We start from the raw sequence: 16,863 nt of genomic DNA on the forward strand, positions 1-16,863 counted from the left end.
TCCGAGGTGGGCCCGATGTTGGATTTCCGTTCCATCGAGACATTCCTGTGGGTGGTCAAGCTCGGCAGCTTCCGGGGCGCGGCGCAGCGGCTCAATACCACCCAGCCCGCCATTTCCCAGCGCATCGCCCAGCTCGAGCGCGAGCTCGGCGTCAAGCTGCTCAACCGCGATCATCGCGTGGCCTCGCCGACCGCTGTTGGACGCCAGATGCTGGTCTATGCGGAGAAGCTGATCGGCCTGCGCGCGGAGATGCTGGCGGAGGTCGGCGACCGCTCGGCCATGCGCGGCGTGCTCCGGCTCGGCGTTGCAGAAACGATCGTGCACGACTGGCTGCCGCGGCTGATCAAGCGCGTCAACGAGAGCTATCCCAATTTGTCGCTGGAGATCGAGGTCGACGTCACGCCCAATTTGCACGCGCGGCTCCTGGCGCAGGAGATCGAGCTGGCCTTCGCACTCGGCTCCCCCTCCGCGCCCGGCATCCGCAGCCGCGTGCTGTGCGATTATCCCATCAGCTTTCTCGCGAGCCCCGCCCTCGGCCTCGGTCCCGGGCTCGTCACAGCCGAGGACATGGCGCGGTTTCCGATCATCACCTTCCCGCGCAAGACGCAGCCCTATGACAACGTGCGCTCGCTGTTCAATCGCCCGCATCTGCCGCCGATGCGGCTGCATGCCAGCGCCTCCCTGGCGACCGTGATTCACATGGCGATCGAGGGGCTGGGCGTGGCCGTCATTCCCGCCGCGATCGTCGCGCAGGAGCTCGCCAGCGGCCGCCTGCAGGAGCTCAAGACGGATCTTCGGATTCCGCCGCTGACCTTCACCGCAAGCTGGCTGTCGTCCCCCGAAATGGTTGCGATCGAGCGCGTCGCCGAGCTCGCAGCCAGAACCGCGCAGACGGCCAGCCATCCGGCCGCGTCGGTTGACGCCGTCGCCGCAGCGCGCGATGGACAGGACGCCGGAGTACAGGGACTTCAAGCATGAGCCGCGCCGTCACCAATCTACAGATCGATTCCGCCCGCCTCTGGGACAGCATCCACGAGACCGCCAGGTTCGGCGCCACGCCGAAGGGCGGCGTGCGCCGGCTGACCCTGAGCCAGGAGGACAAGCAGGTCCGCGACTGGTTTCGCAAGGCCTGCGAGGACGCCGGCCTCGAGGTGCACGTCGATACGCTCGGCTCGATGTTCGGCCTCCGCAAAGGCCGCGACATGTCGAAGCTGCCGGTCGGGCTCGGCTCGCATCTCGATACGCAGCCGACCGGCGGCAAGTTCGACGGCATCCTCGGCACGCTCGGTGCGCTGGAGGTGATCCGCACGCTCAACGACGCCGGCGTCGAGACCGACGCCCCGCTCTGCATCGTCAACTGGACCAACGAGGAAGGCTCGCGCTTCGCCCCGGCCATGATGGCCTCCGCCGCCTATGTCGGCGACTTCACCGTCGAGGACATTTTGTCGCGCAAGGACGCCGAGGGCACGACCGTCGGCGCGGCGCTGGACGGCATCGGCTATCGCGGTGCGACCAAGGTCGGCACGCAGAAATTCTCAGGCTTCGTCGAGCTGCACATCGAGCAGGGCCCAATCCTGGAGGCCGAGAGCAAGACCATCGGCGTCGTCGATCACGGCCAGGGCGTGTTCTGGTACGACGGCAAGGTCACGGGCTTCGAGAGCCATGCCGGTTCGACCCCGATGCCGCTGCGGCGCGACGCGCTGCTCGCGCTGTCGGAGTTCGCGCTGACCTTGGAACAGATCGCGCTGAAGCTCGGGCCGAATGCGGTCGCCACCATCGGCGAGGCCGTGATCGCCAATCCCTCGCGCAACGTCATCCCCGGCGAGATCGCCTTCACCATCGACTGCCGCAGCGCCAATGCCGACACGCTCGAGGCCCTCGATGCCAGCCTGCGGGCTGCGGCAGGCGAGATCGCGAAGAAACGACGCGTGGAGATCGCGATCGACCAGGTCTGGCGCAAGCCGCCGACCCATTTCGATCCCAAGCTCGTCGACGCCGTCGAGCGCGCCGCCGGCACGCTCGGCTATTCGCACCGGCGCATCACCTCCGGCGCCGGCCACGACGCCTGCAATCTCAACACCATCATGCCGGCGGCGATGGTGTTCGTGCCCTGCAAGGACGGCATCAGCCACAACGAGCTGGAGGATGCGACGCAATCCGACTGCGCGGCCGGCGCCAACGTCCTGCTGCACACCGTGCTGTCGCTGGCGGGCGTGGCGTCGTGATCGGCTAAGTCAGCTGGCTCCATTGGACTATCAGTGATCAATCATAAGCCTGAATAGCGCAGGCACGCTGGGCTCCCCTCCCCCCGCCGCAATCGCGCAGCGATTGTCGGCAGCGGGGAGGGGTTGGGGGTGGGGGTCCACAACGGCGGTATCGCCCGGGGCTACCCCCCCTCCCCACCCCTCCCCCACAAGGGGGGAGGGAGTTCACCTTCGTTGCCTCACTAGCTAGGCTGGACAGTTAGGAGACCATCACGTGCGCGGAGTTTTCATCGACGCCAACGAGTCGCTTGCCGGGATCTTCGAGCGGCAGCGCAAATCAGGCGATCCCGAGATGCGCGTGCATCTCGACCCCGACATCAAGCCGGAGGACTGGCCGGCGATCCTCGGCGGCGCCGAGATCGGCATCGTCGACCACACCGCCCTGCCGACCGATGTCGCGAAGCAATGCAAAGGGCTCAAGCACGTCGTGTTCTTAGGCACCGGCGCGCGCAGCTACATGAACCCTGAGGAGCTCAGCGAGCTCGGCATCACGGTGCACCTCATCAAGGGCTATGGCGACACCGCCGTTGCGGAAGCCGCTGTCGCGCTGATGTGGGCGTCGGCCCGCGGCCTCGCGCAGATGGATCGCGAGATGCGCGCCGGCAACTGGCTGCGCGACGACGGCATGCAGCTCACCGGCAAGACGCTCGGCCTGATCGGCTTCGGCGGCATCGCCGCGGAAGTGGCGCGCATCGCGTCGGGCAGCGGCATGAAGGTGATCGCCTGGAACCGTTCGCCGAAGAGCCATCCGGGCATCGACTTCGTCGATCTCGACACGCTGCTGAAACAGAGCCATGTCGTGTCGCTGCATCTCCTGCTCAACGACGACACAAGCGGCTTCCTGTCGCGCGAGCGCATCGCGCAGATGCGCCCCGGCGTGATCTTCGTCAATACGGCGCGCGCCGCCATCGTCGACGAGCCCGCCATGATCGACGCGTTGCGATCAGGCCACATCCGCCACGCCGGCCTCGACGTCTTCAACACCGAGCCGCTGCCGGCCGGCCACGTGCTGACGACGATCCCGAACGTGACGCTGTCGGCGCATTCCGCCTTCCGCACCCCGGAGGCGAGCGAGAACCTGATCCACGCGGCATGGGAGCATTGCCGCCGGGTGGCGGCTGACGCGTAGGGTGGGCAAAGTCGCCGCCGCAAAGCGGCGGCAGCGTGCCCACCGTCGATCAGCGCATTCACCGGTTGGATGGTGGGCACGGCGCCACGGCGATCTCGTGTGAAGGAGATAGCGAGGCTGCGCCTTTGCCCACCCTACAAGCTCCGTCATTGCGAGCGCAGCGAAGCAATCCAGAGTCCCGCGACGACCCTGGATTGCTTCGTCGCTGCGCTCCTCGCAATGACGTTGTTGATAGAGCCGTCGCCCCACCACCGCTGTCGTCCCGGCGAACGCCGGGACCCATACTGCGTGATGTCTCGAGAGTGGACGGTGGCAGACGCCATTCTCGACAACAACGGCCGGTGGTTATGGGCCCCGGCGTTCGCCGGGGCGACAATAAACAGCCGTTACTAATCCACCATGTCCGCCACGGCCTTGCCGCACGCCGTGGTATCGGCATTGCCGCCGAGATCACGCGTCCGCAACGTGCGTTCGGCCAGCGTGCGCTCGATGGCGCCGACGATCGATTGCGCTGCTTGCTTCTCGCCGAGATGCTCCAGCATCATCGCGCCCGACCAGATCATGCCGATCGGATTGGCGATGCCCTGGCCCGCAATGTCAGGCGCCGAGCCGTGCACCGGCTCGAACACCGACGGGAAGTTGCGCTCCGGATTGATGTTGCCCGAGGGCGCGATGCCGATCGTGCCGGTGCAGGCAGGGCCGAGATCGGAGAGAATGTCGCCGAACAAATTCGAGCCGACCACCACGTCGAACCAATCGGGATGCAGCACGAAATTCGCGGTGAGAATGTCGATGTGGTACTTGTCCCACTTCACGCCCGGATAGGACTTCGCCATCGCCTCGACGCGCTCGTCCCAATACGGCATCGTGATCGAGATGCCGTTGGACTTGGTCGCCGAGGTCAGGTGCTTCTTTGGGCGGGACTGCGCGAGCTCGAAGGCGAACTTCAGGATACGGTCGACGCCGGTGCGGGTCATCACCGTCTGCTGCGTCACGAACTCGCGCTCGGTGTCCGGGAACATGCGGCCGCCGACGGAGGAATACTCGCCTTCGGTGTTCTCGCGCACCACCCAGAAGTCGATGTCGCCGGGCTTGCGGCCAGCGAGCGGCGACGGCACGCCGGGCATCAGCCTGACAGGCCGCAGGTTGACGTACTGGTCGAACTCGCGGCGGAACTTGATCAGCGAGCCCCACAGCGAGACGTGGTCCGCGATCTTCGCCGGCCAGCCGACGGCGCCGAAATAGATCGCATCATGGCCGCCGATCTGCGCCTTCCAGTCGTCCGGCATCATCTGGCCGTGCTTCTCGTAATAGTCGTAGCTCGAGAAGTCGAAATGATCGAACTGCACCGCGACGCCGTGCTTCTTGGCGGCCGTCTCGATCACGCGAATGCCCTCGGGCATGACCTCCTTGCCGATGCCGTCGCCGGGAATGACTGCGATGCGATAGGGCTTCTTGCTCATCGAGCGGATCCTTGCAGTGTCTGGGCCGGCGATCTGGCCGAAATTGTCAACGTCTGAATGGACCAAACGGCCGTGAAGCGCAACGCTGCGGTGCAAGATTGACCGCATGGCTGACGCGCCCGACAATCCGGTCTTCTCCTCCACCTCAGCGAGCATGTTCATGGACCTTCATCTGCGCGGCAAGCGCGTTCTCATCACCGGCGCCTCCAAAGGCATCGGCGCCGCGGCGGCTGAAGCCTTCGCCGAGGAAGGCTGTCACGTCAGGCTCGCGGCGCGCAGTGGCGACCGGCTCACGGCGCTGGTCGAGCAGCTCCGATCGAAGCATCAGATCGATGCGGCGTCGCACGTCGTGGACCTGCGCAAATCGGAGGACGTCGCGCGGCTGGCGCAGGAGGCGGCCGACATCGACATCCTCGTCAACAATGCCGGCGACATTCCTGGCGGTGCCATCGACAAGATCGACGAGGCGGCGTGGCGGCACGCCTGGGACCTGAAAGTATTCGGCTTCATCAACCTGACCCGCCTGGTCTATGCGCAGATGAAGGCGCGTGGACATGGCGTCATCATCAACGACATCGGCGCGGCCGGCGAGAAGTTCGACGCCAACTACATCTGCGGCAGCGCCGGCAATGCGGCGCTGATGGCCTTCACCCGCGCGCTCGGCTCCAAGAGCCTCGCCGACAACATCCGCGTCATCGGCATCAATCCCGGGCCGGTCGGCACCGATCGCCATGTCACCCTGTTGAAGACCCGCGCCCGCGACCTGTTCGGCGACGAGAACCGCTACACGGAATTTCAGAAGGGCCTGCCGCTCGGCCGCCCCGCTTATCCGCGCGAGATCGCCGACCTGATGGCCTTCCTCGCCTCGGATCGCGCCGGCTACACCTCCGGCGTCATCTATACGGTCGACGGCGGCATCAGCGCAGGGTGGGGTTGATGGCCGCGACCTTTCCGCGTCAGCCGAAACATGATCTACAACGTGGCGCCGGGACGCTTCCAATCAGGAGAACTGCACTTTGGCCGACCAGGGATTGATCCGTGAGACCGCCTGCGCCGTCGTCGACAAGTTGAAAGCCGGCGAGGTCACGCCGCTCGATTGCCTCGACGCACTGGAAGCGCGCATCAAAGCCGTCGACGACAAGGTCAATGCGCTGCCCACGCTGTGCTTCGATCGTGCCCGCGACCGCGCCAAGGCGCTGATGCAGAAGCCGGTCGCAGAGCGCGGGCTGCTCGGCGGACTTCCCGTTCCGATCAAGGACCTCACCGATGTCGCCGGCGTGCTCACCACGCAGGGCTCGCCGATCTTCAAGGACCGGATTCCGGAACGCTCCGATCTCCTGGTCGAGCATCTCGAGACCAATGGCGGCGTGATCTACGCCAAGTCGAACACGCCGGAGTTCGGCGCCGGCGCCAACACGTTCAACGAGGTGTTCGGCGCCACGCTCAATCCCTGGGATACGTCCCGCTCGGCCGCCGGCTCCTCGGGCGGCGCTGCGGTCGCGCTCGCGACCGGCATGGCGTGGCTCGCGCACGGCTCCGACATGGGCGGCTCGCTGCGCAATCCCGCGAGCTTCTGCGGCATCGTCGGCCTGCGCCCGAGCTTCGGCCGGGTCGCGCATACGCCGGCCGTCGCGGTCGATCGCAATCTCGGCGTCCAGGGCCCGATGGCGCGCAACGTCGAGGACCTCGCGCTGCTGCTGGACGCGATGAGCGGCGAGCATGCCGCCGATCCGATCTCGCTGCCCTCCCCCGCCACCTCGTTCCTGGCGGCGGCGCGCTCCGGCAAGAAGCCGGTGCGGGTTGCCTATTCGCCCGACCTCGGCATCACGCCCGTCGACCCCGAGGTCGCGGCCGTCACCCGCAAGGCGGCGCAGCGCTTTGCGGAGCTCGGCGTGATCGTCGAGGAGGCGCATCCCGACTTCAGCGAGGCGCACGAATGCTTCCACGTGCTGCGCGCGCTCGACTTCGCGATGAGCAAGGCCGAGCTGCTGCGCACCAAGCGCGACCTCCTGAAGCCCGAAGTGATCTGGAACATCGAGGAAGGGCTGAAGCTCACCGTCGCGCAAATCACCCGCGCCGAAGCGCAACGCGTCGCGATGACAGCGCGCGCCATCAAGTTCTTCGAGACCTATGATCTGCTGCTGGCGCCTGCGACGATCGTGCCGCCCTTCCCGGTCGAGAACCGCTACGTCGCGGAGTGCGCCGGGCACAAGTTCGACAACTACGTGCAGTGGCTCGGCATCGTCTATGCGATCACGCTCGCCTGCTGCCCGGCCCTGTCGCTGCCCTGCGGCTTCACCGCGTCCGGCCTCCCCGTGGGGCTGCAGGTGATCGCGGCCCCGCGCGCCGATGCCGAGCTGCTGGCCGGCGCCAAGGTGCTCGAGGACATCCTCGGCGTCGCCGGTATGACCCCGATCGATCCGCGCGCGCCGAAGGGCTGAGCAAGCGACCGGCCGCCCTGGTCCGGGGTCATTCCTCCGACCGGGGCGATAGGCCTGGGGTTTCCTGCGGCGCCACTTGTCCATGATCGGCCATTTTGACAATCCGGGCCGCTGCCGTAGAAGACGGCAACTGAGCTTTCCCGGAGACCGGATATGACAGATCAGGCGATCGAGCCTGCCGCAGACCCTGCCACGACGCTCGCCGACGTCGAGCGTCGGATCAAGGCGATCCTGATCGGCTCGGCCGGCAACCTCGTCGAGTGGTATGATTTCTATTCCTACACGGCGTTCGCGCTGTACTTCGCGCCGGCCTTCTTCCCGTCGAAAGATCCCGTCGTCGAGCAGCTCAACGCTGCCGTGGTATTCGCCGCGACCTTCCTGATGCGTCCGCTCGGCGGCTGGCTGTTCGGCTACATGGCCGATCATTACGGCCGGCGGCTGTCACTGACGGTCTCGGTGCTCTGCATGTGCTTCGGCTCGCTGATCATCGCGGTGACGCCGACCTATGCCACGATCGGAATCGCCGCACCGATCATCCTGGCGCTCGCCCGCGTCATCGAGGGCCTGAGCCTCGGCGGCGAATATGGCGCCAGCGCCACCTATCTGTCCGAGGTCGCCGACGCCAAGCATCGCGGCTTCTATTCGAGCTTCCAATACGTCACCTTGATCGGCGGCCAGCTCACCGCGATCGTCGTGCTGCTGCTCCTGCAGAAGGTGTTCTTGACCACGGAGGAACTGAAGGCCTGGGGCTGGCGCATTCCGTTTGCGATTGGCGCCGGCCTCGCCATCTTCACCGCCGTCATGCGGCGGAACCTGCACGAGACCGAAGCCTTCGTCGAAGCAAAGAAGACGGTTGGTCCGTCGGGATCGATCGCCGCGCTGCTCAAATATCCGAGGGAGCTGTTGCTGGTTGTCGGCCTGACCGCGGGCGGCACCGCGGCGTTCTACACCTTCACCACCTACATGCAGACCTTCGTCAAGCTGTCGGTCGGCCTCACCGAGGACCAGACCACGATGGTGATCTTCGGCTCGCTGCTGTTCGCCTGCGTGCTGCAACCCCTCTATGGTGCGATCTCCGATCGCATCGGCCGCAAGCCGCTGCTGATCTTCTTCGGTGTCGCCGGCACGCTCTCGACGATCCCAATCCTGACCGCGCTGAAGGGGACCAAGGAGCCGTTCATCGCCTTCCTGCTGATCTGCGGTGCTTGGCTGTTCACGGCCGGCTACACCTCCATCAACGCCGTCGTGAAGGCCGAGCTGTTTCCGACCAACGTCCGCGCGCTCGGCGTCGGCCTGCCCTACGCGATCACGGTCTCACTGTTCGGCGGCACCGCGCCGGCTATCGCGCTCTACTTTAAAAGCATTGGGCATGAGACCTGGTTCTATTACTATCTCTCGGGCGTGATCTTTCTGTCGCTGCTGATCTATGCCACCATGCGCGACACCAAGCATGCGTCGGCAATGCACCGGCACGAATGAGCGACCACGGACGAGGTGCTGAATGGTTGACGAGTCCAAGCTGCCGCCCGAAAGCAAGCTGACCCGCAGCAAGGCGCGTTGGGCCCGCGAGGGCAAGTTCCTGACCGGCCGCATCGTGCGTCCCGAGGACCAGCGCCTGCCGCCGGGTCAGCACCTGACCCGGGACTGGCCGGTGCTCGATCTCGGCCTGACGCCGGAGATCTCGCGCGAGCGCTGGCGGCTCGACGTCTACGGCGCGGTCGAAAATCCACTGTTCTGGGACATGCCCGCCTTCCTCGCCCAGCAGCAGCGCCAGTTCGTCTCCGACATCCATTGCGTGACGACATGGTCGCGCTACGACAATCAGTGGGAAGGTCTTGCCACGCGTGAGCTGCTCGCCGCCTGCCGACCGCGCGAGAAAGCCGATTTCGTCGTGCTGCATTCCTATGACGGCTACACGACCAATCTGGCGCTGGAGGATTTCGCCGCCGAGGATGCGCTGCTCGCGCACAGCTGGTCCGGCGCGCCGCTGACCCAGGAGCATGGTGGCCCCGTGCGCGTCGTGGTGCCGCATCTGTATTTCTGGAAGAGCGCGAAATGGCTGAAGGCGGTCGAGTTCCTCGATCAAGATTCGCCCGGCTATTGGGAGGTGCGCGGCTATCATAACCGCGGCGATCCCTGGGCCGAGCAGCGCTATTCGGATTGACGGGCTCCGCTGAAAGCCTCGCGAAGCCGTAGGGTGGGCAAAGACGCGAAGCGTCGTGCCCAACGTCTTTCGCCGAAAAGAAAGGAACGGTGGGCACGCTTCGCTTTGCCTACCCTACGGTCTGCATGTTATCGCTTCCGCGCCAATGCGCGGTCACCGCGATGTCCGAACGTGCCAGAGATGCAGCATGGAGTTCACTTCAGAAACCGGCAAGATCCCCAAGGGCTATGGGTATCTTCTCAAGCCGAGCGTTATCCTCGCCGCACTGACCGCAAGAGACCTCGGCGGCATACGCATCCACCTCGTTCGCAGCCACGGCAGGCGTCTGTTCGATGCGCGATATCGGCCGCCGGACGGCGACATTCCTTATGAGCGTCTCAACATCAAAGTGGGTACAGCGCACGAGCGCGACTTGCCCCCACTCCGCCGGCAGGCGAAGGACGAAGCGCTGCCGGCGCTCGTCCGATGGATTACCGATCTTGTCTCGCAGGACCTGCCGACGGCGATCCGGCACGGTGAACAGGAGATCGAGCTGTTGCCGCCGCGCGAGTGATCGTGGCCTGGTCGTGAGATCGATCGCGGCTCCGGGCTGACCACAGTCCAATCGCATATAGACAGACGTCGCTACGAACGATCGCACCAATTAGTTGCTCCGTCATGCCCGGGCCCGTCCCGGGCATCCACGTCGCTCCCAGAACGCCGAACGACGTGGATGGCCGGGCCTTCGCCGCGCCGAAGCGGCTTCGGCCGCGCAGGCGGGACAAGCCCGGCCATGACGACCTGGAGACAGGCGAGCGCAAACTCCGATCGCCAAATGCGATAGCCCCGGAGCTGACCGGAGGTGTTGGCGTCCACCGTCGCATCCCGAAATTTCCCTCTTGCCAATTTCTGAAAATCGTGATTTATTCCCCGCCATCCCGCCTCGTTGCAGAGCAACTGTGCTGAGAGGTAGGCCGGCGAACGGCCGGCCTCAAGGCTGGCGCGAGACGCGCCCCCGCCTTCGGCGGCTGAAGGCCTTGACCCCGTCCGCTCGCCGTCCTGAGGACTTGGCATGCGCTCGGTCGTGGACCGAGCGCGGTAGAGCGCTCGATCAGCTCACCGCGGTCCGTAGCGGCTTGGGATTCCACCTCTCACCGCGAGCGATCATCGTGTTGAGGATGATGATCAGCTTGCGCATGCATGCGATGAGCGCCACTTTTGGCTCCTTGCCCTTGGCGATGAGGCGCTCATAGTAGGCGCTGAGCACCGGATTGTGTTGCGTCGCTGCGCCGAGGCAGGGAAGGAACAGGCCGTTTCTCACCCAACGTCGTCCGCCCTTGATGTGACGCTCGCCGCGGCGCTTGCCGCTGTCGTCGTCATAAGGGGCAACGCCGATCAGGGCAGCGGCGATCCTGTCACTCACCTTGCCGAGCTCCGGCGCTCCTGCAATGAGAAGCGCGGAGGTCGTGCCGGCAAGCCCCGGCACACTTTCGATGATCTTGGCGCGCTCGGCAAATTCCGGTGTCGCCTTGACCTTGGCGGAGATCGCAGCCTCGAGCTTTGCAATCTGGGCCGCGAGCATCTTCAACACCTGGGAATGGGCCTTCTGCGCCAATCCCGGTACAACATGCTCGTTCTGGTTCTGCAAACGGGTTTTCAGATCCATCAGGTTCTTGCGCGCTTTCACCAGCCCCGCCAGTTCCTCGCGTGCAGCATCGTAGGTCTGGCTCGGTGCCTCGTCGAACGTCTCGGCGAACCAGGCGATCATCTCTGCGTCGATCGTATCGTTCTTCGCCAGTCGACCCGCCGACAAGGCGAAGCTGCGAACCCGTTTGGGATCAACGATCCGCACCTCTATCCCCGCCTCGCGCAGCGCCTTGGCCCATTCGCGCTCATAGCCGCCGCTGGCCTCCATGACGGCCTTTGTCACCTTGTGCTTGCGAAGCAAGGCCATGAGCTGGCGGTGCCCGTGCGAACTGCTCGGGAACGTCTGCCGTAAGCCGAGCTTGCGAATGCAGCCGTCGACCTTGTCCTTGGCGACATCGATGCCAGCGACACCGTTTACGATTTGTGTCATCATCCACTCCCTTCCTTGCCTTGTATGGGCTCGAAGCCCTTGCAACTGTTCGGGTTGAGGAAGATCACCGGAGCTGTCCCTCGCTCTGATACAGGCTCTGCCGCGTTTGGGGCGTAACGGGCTCAGATCCAGCGACGGGCGGTTTTGCGAGAACCGCCCGTTCGCGCATTCTGGCAGACTTTCTGAACACAAGGGGCGTATCGCGATCGTCACGGACGTGGAGCGCGGGATGCGGTGGTCGCAGCGTGGTCTTCCATGCGGACGAACGATCCGGTGCGCACGGCGAAATCGTGTGGTCTTGGCGCCGCGGTGCTGGCGTCAAATTGCGGTGCGGATGACGCGCGTCGCGATGACGGGGGCAAGACAGCCGTTCCCCGGAGAGAGCACGTATAAGCCGTTCCAACCATTGCGCAGGGAAGGCCGGGATGTCCTCAGCCGTACCTGTGGTTCTGCCGCCTGCATTTTTTCCGCAGGCGGGCCATGGGGGCGGCAGGCTCCCGACCTTCCCTGCGCCCTCTCGATTGCAGAGGGGCGAATAGCCGCAAAGCTCGGGCCGTACAGGCCGCGAGAATGCGTCATCATATCTGCGTGTATGGCCATATCTGTTGTACGACAATGTGAGACGATGCTGTGTCATCGCCGCGAGCGGCAGTGAAGACGCAACGATTGGGGACCACATCATGCCGACCGAACGTTTCCAATTTGAAGGCGCTAGCGGCGAGCAGCTTGCCGCGGCACTCGACCTGCCCGACGGCACGCCGCGGGCCTTTGCGCTGTTCGCGCATTGCTTCTCCTGCGGCAAGGACACGCACGCGGCGCGTCGCATTGCGATGGCGCTGACGGCCCACGGCATCGCCGTGCTGCGCTTCGACTTCACCGGCCTCGGCTCCAGCGAAGGCGATTTCGCCAACACGACGTTCTCGTCCAATGTCGCCGATCTCGTCCGCGCGGCCGATCACCTGCGCGAAACACGGCAGGCGCCGGCGATCCTGATCGGCCACAGCCTTGGCGGCGCCGCGGTGCTGGCAGCGGCCAGCGACATTCCGGACGCGAAAGCCATCGTCACGATCGCGGCGCCGTCGGATCCGGCCCATGTCACCGCGCTGTTCAAGGACAGCCTCGACGCCATCCGCCGCGACGGCTCGGCCGAGGTCTCGCTCGCCGGGCGTCCGTTCCGGATCAGCAGCTCCTTCCTCGACGACGTCGCCGAGCAACGGCTGCTCGACAAGGTCAAGCATCTGCACAAAGCGCTGCTGGTGATGCACTCTCCGATCGACGAGACCGTCGGCATCGATAATGCGACGAAGATCTTCGTCGCGGCCAAACATCCGAAGAGCTTCATCTCGCTCGATCATGCCGATCATCTCATCAGCAGGAAGGACGATGCCGCGTACATCGCCGAGGTGATCGCCAGTTGGGCCGGCCGCTACGTTGCCGCGCCGACGGCCCTCCCCGAAGCAAACGATGGTCCGCGCGATGTGGTCGTGCGCGAGACGCGGACGAGCAAGCTGCAGCAGAGCATCGCGCTCGGCCCGCACCATCTGACCGCCGACGAGCCGGTCTCCGTCGGCGGCCAGGATTCCGGCCCCGGCCCGTACGATCTGCTGCTGGCGGCATTGGGCGCCTGCACCTCGATGACGCTGCGGCTCTATGCCGACCGCAAGTCCCTGCCGCTCGATCGGATCACCGTCACCCTGCGCCACAGCAAGATCCATGCGGAGGACTGCGCGGAGTGCGAGACCAAGGTCGGCCTGATCGATCAGCTCGAGCGCGTGATCCGTCTGGACGGCGCACTCGATGACGAGCAGCGCAAGAGGCTGATGGAGATCGCCGACAAGTGCCCGGTGCACCGGACCCTGACGTCGGAGATCCGCATCGTCACGCGCGCGGCGGAATGAGCTCATTCGACTGCGTCACAACCACCGTCATTCCGGGGCAAGGCCATAGGCCTTGAACCCGGAATCCCGAGATTGCCTTGCGTCCATTGCTCACAATCTCCAGATTCCGGGTTCAATCGTCGACGCGCAGCCGCTTCGCGCCTTCGCATGGACGATTGCCCCGGAATGACGGTGGTTGTGACGCGGTAGGACTAGCGCACCGCCTGCGGCTCAGCCTGCAGGGGCCGCACGCGCAGCGCGCCGCGCAGGCCCACCGCCGTACCGATGCAGATACCGGCGATGGCCACGAACGACGGCAGCGCCAGGGTCGACAGGCCGGTCAGGCCCTGCCCGACCGAGCAACCCAGCGCCATGACGCCGCCGATGCCCATCAACGCGGCGCCGCCGGCCGAGCGCAGCATGTGGACCGGCGAGTGGAAGCCTTCGAGCTCGAAACGGCGCGCGATCAACGCGGTCACACAACTTCCGGCCAGCACGCCGGCCACGGTGGCGATGCCGAAATTCACCGTCGAGCCGGTCGACAGCATGACATATTGCAGGGCATCGGCGATCGGCGCGACAAAGGTCAGCGACGCCACCGGCACCGGATTGAAATCGTCGACCCCAAGGAAGCCGGTCGCGAACCAGCCGGCGGCGATCAACAGGCCGACGATGAGACCGGCGAGGATCTGGCCGGGCGCGCGCCGGAACGGCGCATGCGCGAATGCAAACGCGATCAGCACGCCACCGAGCACGAGCGCCGGGAGCAGCCGCGCCGGCGCGCCATGCAGGCCGCCGACCGACAACAGCGCCGGAAGCGACGTCGCTGTCGCCGTGGTCTGCGACGCCTGGGTGAGCGCGATCCGCAGCGGCGCGACCAGGCCCTTCAAGGTCATCTCGGCCGCGATCGCCAGCACGATAACGACCACGAACGAGCGCAGGTTGCCGCGGCCGAGCAGCACCAGCGCGCGCGAGCCGCAGCCATTCGCGAGCACCATGCCGTAGCCGAACAGGACACCGCCCAAGAACATCAGCGGCGTGGAGAAGGTCGGCTGCAGATAGATCGACTTGCCGAGATCGACGACGCCGTCGGCGGCGAGGACCTGCGTCGCAACGATCGCGATCCCCATCGCGAGCGCGTAGGTCCGAACCAGACGGCCGTCGCCCTCAGCCCACCAGCCGCGCAGGCTGCTCATCATGCAGAAGCCGCTGAGCAGGCTAACCACGCCATAGACCACGCCGATCGCGAGACCGGCCATCACGGCCAGATTGGCTGCTTCGGGCAATTCTGGGGTCCTTCTGGTTGCGGAAAAGATGCAGCGAAACACGCGCTGCGCAAGCATCGCTTTCGCTTGACGCGCGCGGAAACTTTGCCACGATGTCGGTTCTAACTAGATGAGAATGCTTGTTCCAACAAGCATCAGCGGGAGAGAACGCCGTGGTTTCACAAGCGCATCCTCGTGGATGGCCGACGGCCCGTGCGTGCGTGGAGACCGGGCGGTGAGCGGCGAAACCGCGCTCTCCCCCGACGCGCTGGCCCGCGCCTGCGCCGACGCGATGTGGCAGGATGATCGCGCCAGCCAAGGACTCGGCATGCAGATCGTCGAGATCGGCCCCGGACGCGCCGCGCTGCAGATGACGGTCCAGCCGCACATGGTCAACGGCCATGGCATCGCCCATGGCGGCTTCATCTTCACGCTGGCGGATTCTGCCTTCGCTTTCGCCTGCAACTCCCACAACGACCGCACCGTGGCGGCGCAGGGCAGCATCAGCTTCATCCGCCCCGGCAAGCTCGGCGATGTCCTGGTGGCGCGCGCGCACGAGGTCTCGCGCAGCGGCCGCTCGGGCATCTACGACGTCCGCGTCAGCGCCGGCGACACCGTGATCGCTGAATTCCGCGGCCATTCCCGCAGCATCGGCGGCACGCTGGTGCCGGCCGGCACGACCGACGCCACCAGCTGAGCAGCTTCCCTTTCGCCCGCGGCCCCGCCGGAGGACCTGACACGATGACATCGAGCAAGCTTCAACCGGCCGGCAGCTACGTGCCCGAGATGGACGAGACCGAGCGCGCCTCGCGCGACGAGATCATCGCGCTGCAGACCCAGCGCCTCGCCTGGTCGCTCAAGCATGCCTATGACAACGTCGCCCATTACCGGCGAGCCTTCGACAAGGCCGGCGTGCACCCATCGGATTTCCGCGAGCTCGCCGATCTCGCCAGATTCCCGTTCACGGTGAAGACGGACCTGCGCGACAATTATCCCTTCAACATGTTCGCCGTGCCGCGCGAGCAGCTGGTGCGGGTGCACGCCTCCTCGGGCACCACCGGCAAGCCGATCGTGGTCGGCTATACCAGGGCCGACATCGCCACCTGGTCCACCGTGATGGCGCGCTCGATCCGCGCCGCCGGCGGCCGCAGCGGCATGATCATCCATAACGCCTATGGCTACGGCCTGTTCACCGGCGGTCTCGGCGTCCACTACGGCGCCGAACAGCTCGGCTGCACGGTCGTTCCGATCTCCGGCGGCATGACCGAGCGGCAGGTGCAGCTGATCAACGATTTCCGCCCCGACATCATCACGGTGACGCCGAGCTACATGCTGGCGATCCTCGACGAGTTCAAGCGCCAGGGCCTCGATCCCCGGCAGAGCTCGCTCAAGATCGGCATCTTCGGCGCCGAGCCGTGGACCAACGCGATGCGCGCCGAGATCGAGGACACGTTTGCGATGGACGCCACCGATATCTACGGCTTGTCGGAGGTGATGGGCCCCGGCGTCGCGCAGGAATGCCTGGAAACCAAGGACGGGCTGCACATCTGGGAGGATCATTTCTACCCGGAGATCGTCGATCCCGACACCGGCAAGGTGCTGCCGGACGGCGAGATGGGCGAACTGGTGTTCACCTCGCTGACCAAGCAGGCGTTCCCGGTGATCCGCTATCGCACCCGCGACCTGACGCGGTTGTTGCCGGGCACCGCGCGTCCCGGGATGCGGCGGATGGAAAAGGTCACGGGCCGCTCCGACGACATGATCATCCTGCGCGGCGTCAACCTGTTCCCGTCGCAGATCGAGGAGATCCTGCTGACCACCGAATGGTGCGGCGGCCATTTCATGCTGGAGCTCACCCGTGAGGGCCGCATGGACGAGCTGACGATCTATGCGGAATCTCGCCCCGAACACTGGGACGAGTCCGGCCTCGGCGCGCACGCCGAGCGGGTCTCGGTCCACATCAAGAACACCATCGGCCTGAGCGCCAAGGTGAAGGTGGTCCCGCCGGATACACTGGAACGCTCGGCGGGCAAGGCAAAGCGGATCAAGGACAAGCGTCCGGCGGGGTAGTGGATCGGAGAGCCCCGATGCAGACCCTCATGGTGAGGAGCGCCGCGCCGATCGGGCCGGTGCGAGGCAAGGCCGTCGTACGCGGCGCGTCTCGAACCATGAGGCCAAGGTCGGTGGCCTCGCCCTTCGAGACG

The 16,863-nt window shown here is 65.8% G+C and carries 14 protein-coding genes; 11 read left to right on the forward strand and 3 right to left on the reverse strand.

Features of this window, described 5'->3' with window-relative positions; all coding sequences use genetic code 11:
• Nucleotides 1-15: 15 nt before the first annotated feature.
• The 3 genes from LQG66_RS11670 to LQG66_RS11680 all read left to right on the forward strand — a co-directional run bounded on the left by LQG66_RS11670 (nt 16) and on the right by LQG66_RS11680 (nt 3,393).
• On the forward strand, nt 16-978 hold the full coding sequence (locus LQG66_RS11670) for a LysR family transcriptional regulator (protein WP_231326368.1): 963 nt from the start codon (nt 16-18) through the stop codon (nt 976-978).
• The gene (locus LQG66_RS11675; RefSeq protein ID WP_231326369.1) at nt 975-2,225 is read left to right on the forward strand and encodes a Zn-dependent hydrolase; all 1,251 of its coding nucleotides are present in this window, start codon (nt 975-977) and stop codon (nt 2,223-2,225) included. The genes LQG66_RS11670 and LQG66_RS11675 overlap by 4 nt, the downstream gene beginning before the upstream one ends.
• 253 nt (nt 2,226-2,478) lie before the next feature.
• Nucleotides 2,479-3,393: an NAD(P)-dependent oxidoreductase gene (locus LQG66_RS11680; protein WP_231326370.1), complete on the forward strand. Its 915-nt coding sequence runs from the start codon at nt 2,479-2,481 to the stop codon at nt 3,391-3,393.
• 389 nt (nt 3,394-3,782) lie between these two features.
• Here the strand turns inward: LQG66_RS11680 and LQG66_RS11685 are convergent, their stop codons facing one another.
• On the reverse strand, nt 3,783-4,856 hold the full coding sequence (locus LQG66_RS11685; protein WP_231326371.1) for a tartrate dehydrogenase: 1,074 nt from the start codon (nt 4,854-4,856) through the stop codon (nt 3,783-3,785).
• A gap of 160 nt (nt 4,857-5,016) precedes the next feature.
• Between LQG66_RS11685 and LQG66_RS11690 the strand changes: the two genes are divergently transcribed.
• The 5 genes from LQG66_RS11690 (at nt 5,017) to LQG66_RS11710 (ending at nt 10,014) form a co-directional block, all read left to right on the forward strand.
• Nucleotides 5,017-5,793: an SDR family oxidoreductase gene (locus LQG66_RS11690; protein WP_231327754.1), complete on the forward strand. Its 777-nt coding sequence runs from the start codon at nt 5,017-5,019 to the stop codon at nt 5,791-5,793.
• A 79-nt stretch (nt 5,794-5,872) separates the two neighbouring features.
• Nucleotides 5,873-7,297: an amidase gene (locus LQG66_RS11695; protein WP_231326372.1), complete on the forward strand. Its 1,425-nt coding sequence runs from the start codon at nt 5,873-5,875 to the stop codon at nt 7,295-7,297.
• A gap of 153 nt (nt 7,298-7,450) precedes the next feature.
• Nucleotides 7,451-8,776 carry an MFS transporter gene (locus LQG66_RS11700; RefSeq protein ID WP_231326373.1) on the forward strand — a complete coding sequence of 442 codons (1,326 nt, stop codon included), beginning with the start codon at nt 7,451-7,453 and terminating at the stop codon, nt 8,774-8,776.
• 22 nt (nt 8,777-8,798) lie between these two features.
• Nucleotides 8,799-9,461: a sulfite oxidase-like oxidoreductase gene (locus LQG66_RS11705; RefSeq protein ID WP_231326374.1), complete on the forward strand. Its 663-nt coding sequence runs from the start codon at nt 8,799-8,801 to the stop codon at nt 9,459-9,461.
• Nucleotides 9,462-9,648: 187 nt separating this feature from the next.
• A complete protein-coding gene (locus LQG66_RS11710; RefSeq protein ID WP_231326375.1) occupies nt 9,649-10,014 on the forward strand; it encodes a hypothetical protein in 366 nt (121 codons plus the stop codon).
• A 537-nt stretch (nt 10,015-10,551) separates the two neighbouring features.
• Here the strand turns inward: LQG66_RS11710 and LQG66_RS11715 are convergent.
• On the reverse strand, nt 10,552-11,517 hold the full coding sequence (locus LQG66_RS11715) for an IS110 family RNA-guided transposase (protein WP_231317673.1): 966 nt from the start codon (nt 11,515-11,517) through the stop codon (nt 10,552-10,554).
• A 680-nt stretch (nt 11,518-12,197) separates the two neighbouring features.
• Here LQG66_RS11715 and LQG66_RS11720 point away from each other — a divergent pair.
• Complete coding sequence (locus tag LQG66_RS11720) at nt 12,198-13,415, forward strand: bifunctional alpha/beta hydrolase/OsmC family protein (protein ID WP_231326376.1); 1,218 nt, start codon at nt 12,198-12,200, stop codon at nt 13,413-13,415.
• Nucleotides 13,416-13,606: 191 nt separating this feature from the next.
• On the opposite strand, the gene LQG66_RS11725 is transcribed toward LQG66_RS11720, so the two are convergent.
• Nucleotides 13,607-14,653: a YeeE/YedE family protein gene (locus tag LQG66_RS11725; RefSeq protein WP_231327755.1), complete on the reverse strand. Its 1,047-nt coding sequence runs from the start codon at nt 14,651-14,653 to the stop codon at nt 13,607-13,609.
• Between the two features lie 205 nt (nt 14,654-14,858).
• Between LQG66_RS11725 and paaI the strand changes: the two genes are divergently transcribed.
• Together paaI and paaK are read left to right on the forward strand one after the other, a co-directional pair.
• Nucleotides 14,859-15,356 carry a hydroxyphenylacetyl-CoA thioesterase PaaI gene (paaI, locus tag LQG66_RS11730; protein ID WP_425601308.1) on the forward strand — a complete coding sequence of 166 codons (498 nt, stop codon included), beginning with the start codon at nt 14,859-14,861 and terminating at the stop codon, nt 15,354-15,356.
• A 44-nt stretch (nt 15,357-15,400) separates the two neighbouring features.
• A complete protein-coding gene (gene paaK, locus LQG66_RS11735) occupies nt 15,401-16,729 on the forward strand; it encodes a phenylacetate--CoA ligase PaaK (RefSeq protein WP_231326378.1) in 1,329 nt (442 codons plus the stop codon).
• The last annotated feature ends 134 nt before the right edge of the window (nt 16,730-16,863 follow it).

The organism is Bradyrhizobium ontarionense (genome assembly GCF_021088345.1).
GTDB lineage: Bacteria > Pseudomonadota > Alphaproteobacteria > Rhizobiales > Xanthobacteraceae > Bradyrhizobium > Bradyrhizobium ontarionense.

What these genes read in the sequence shown, in the direction of transcription:
- paaK (WP_231326378.1), top strand. Translation starts at nt 15,401, where the DNA reads ATGACATCGAGCAAGCTTCAACCGGCCGGCAGCTACGTGCCCGAGATG.
- LQG66_RS11685 (WP_231326371.1), bottom strand. Translation starts at nt 4,856, where the DNA reads ATGAGCAAGAAGCCCTATCGCATCGCAGTCATTCCCGGCGACGGCATC.
- paaI (WP_425601308.1), top strand. Translation starts at nt 14,859, where the DNA reads ATGGCCGACGGCCCGTGCGTGCGTGGAGACCGGGCGGTGAGCGGCGAA.
- LQG66_RS11725 (WP_231327755.1), bottom strand. Translation starts at nt 14,653, where the DNA reads ATGGCCGGTCTCGCGATCGGCGTGGTCTATGGCGTGGTTAGCCTGCTC.
- LQG66_RS11690 (WP_231327754.1), top strand. Translation starts at nt 5,017, where the DNA reads ATGGACCTTCATCTGCGCGGCAAGCGCGTTCTCATCACCGGCGCCTCC.
- LQG66_RS11710 (WP_231326375.1), top strand. Translation starts at nt 9,649, where the DNA reads ATGGAGTTCACTTCAGAAACCGGCAAGATCCCCAAGGGCTATGGGTAT.
- LQG66_RS11670 (WP_231326368.1), top strand. Translation starts at nt 16, where the DNA reads ATGTTGGATTTCCGTTCCATCGAGACATTCCTGTGGGTGGTCAAGCTC.
- LQG66_RS11720 (WP_231326376.1), top strand. Translation starts at nt 12,198, where the DNA reads ATGCCGACCGAACGTTTCCAATTTGAAGGCGCTAGCGGCGAGCAGCTT.
- LQG66_RS11675 (WP_231326369.1), top strand. Translation starts at nt 975, where the DNA reads ATGAGCCGCGCCGTCACCAATCTACAGATCGATTCCGCCCGCCTCTGG.
- LQG66_RS11700 (WP_231326373.1), top strand. Translation starts at nt 7,451, where the DNA reads ATGACAGATCAGGCGATCGAGCCTGCCGCAGACCCTGCCACGACGCTC.
- LQG66_RS11715 (WP_231317673.1), bottom strand. Translation starts at nt 11,517, where the DNA reads ATGACACAAATCGTAAACGGTGTCGCTGGCATCGATGTCGCCAAGGAC.
- LQG66_RS11705 (WP_231326374.1), top strand. Translation starts at nt 8,799, where the DNA reads ATGGTTGACGAGTCCAAGCTGCCGCCCGAAAGCAAGCTGACCCGCAGC.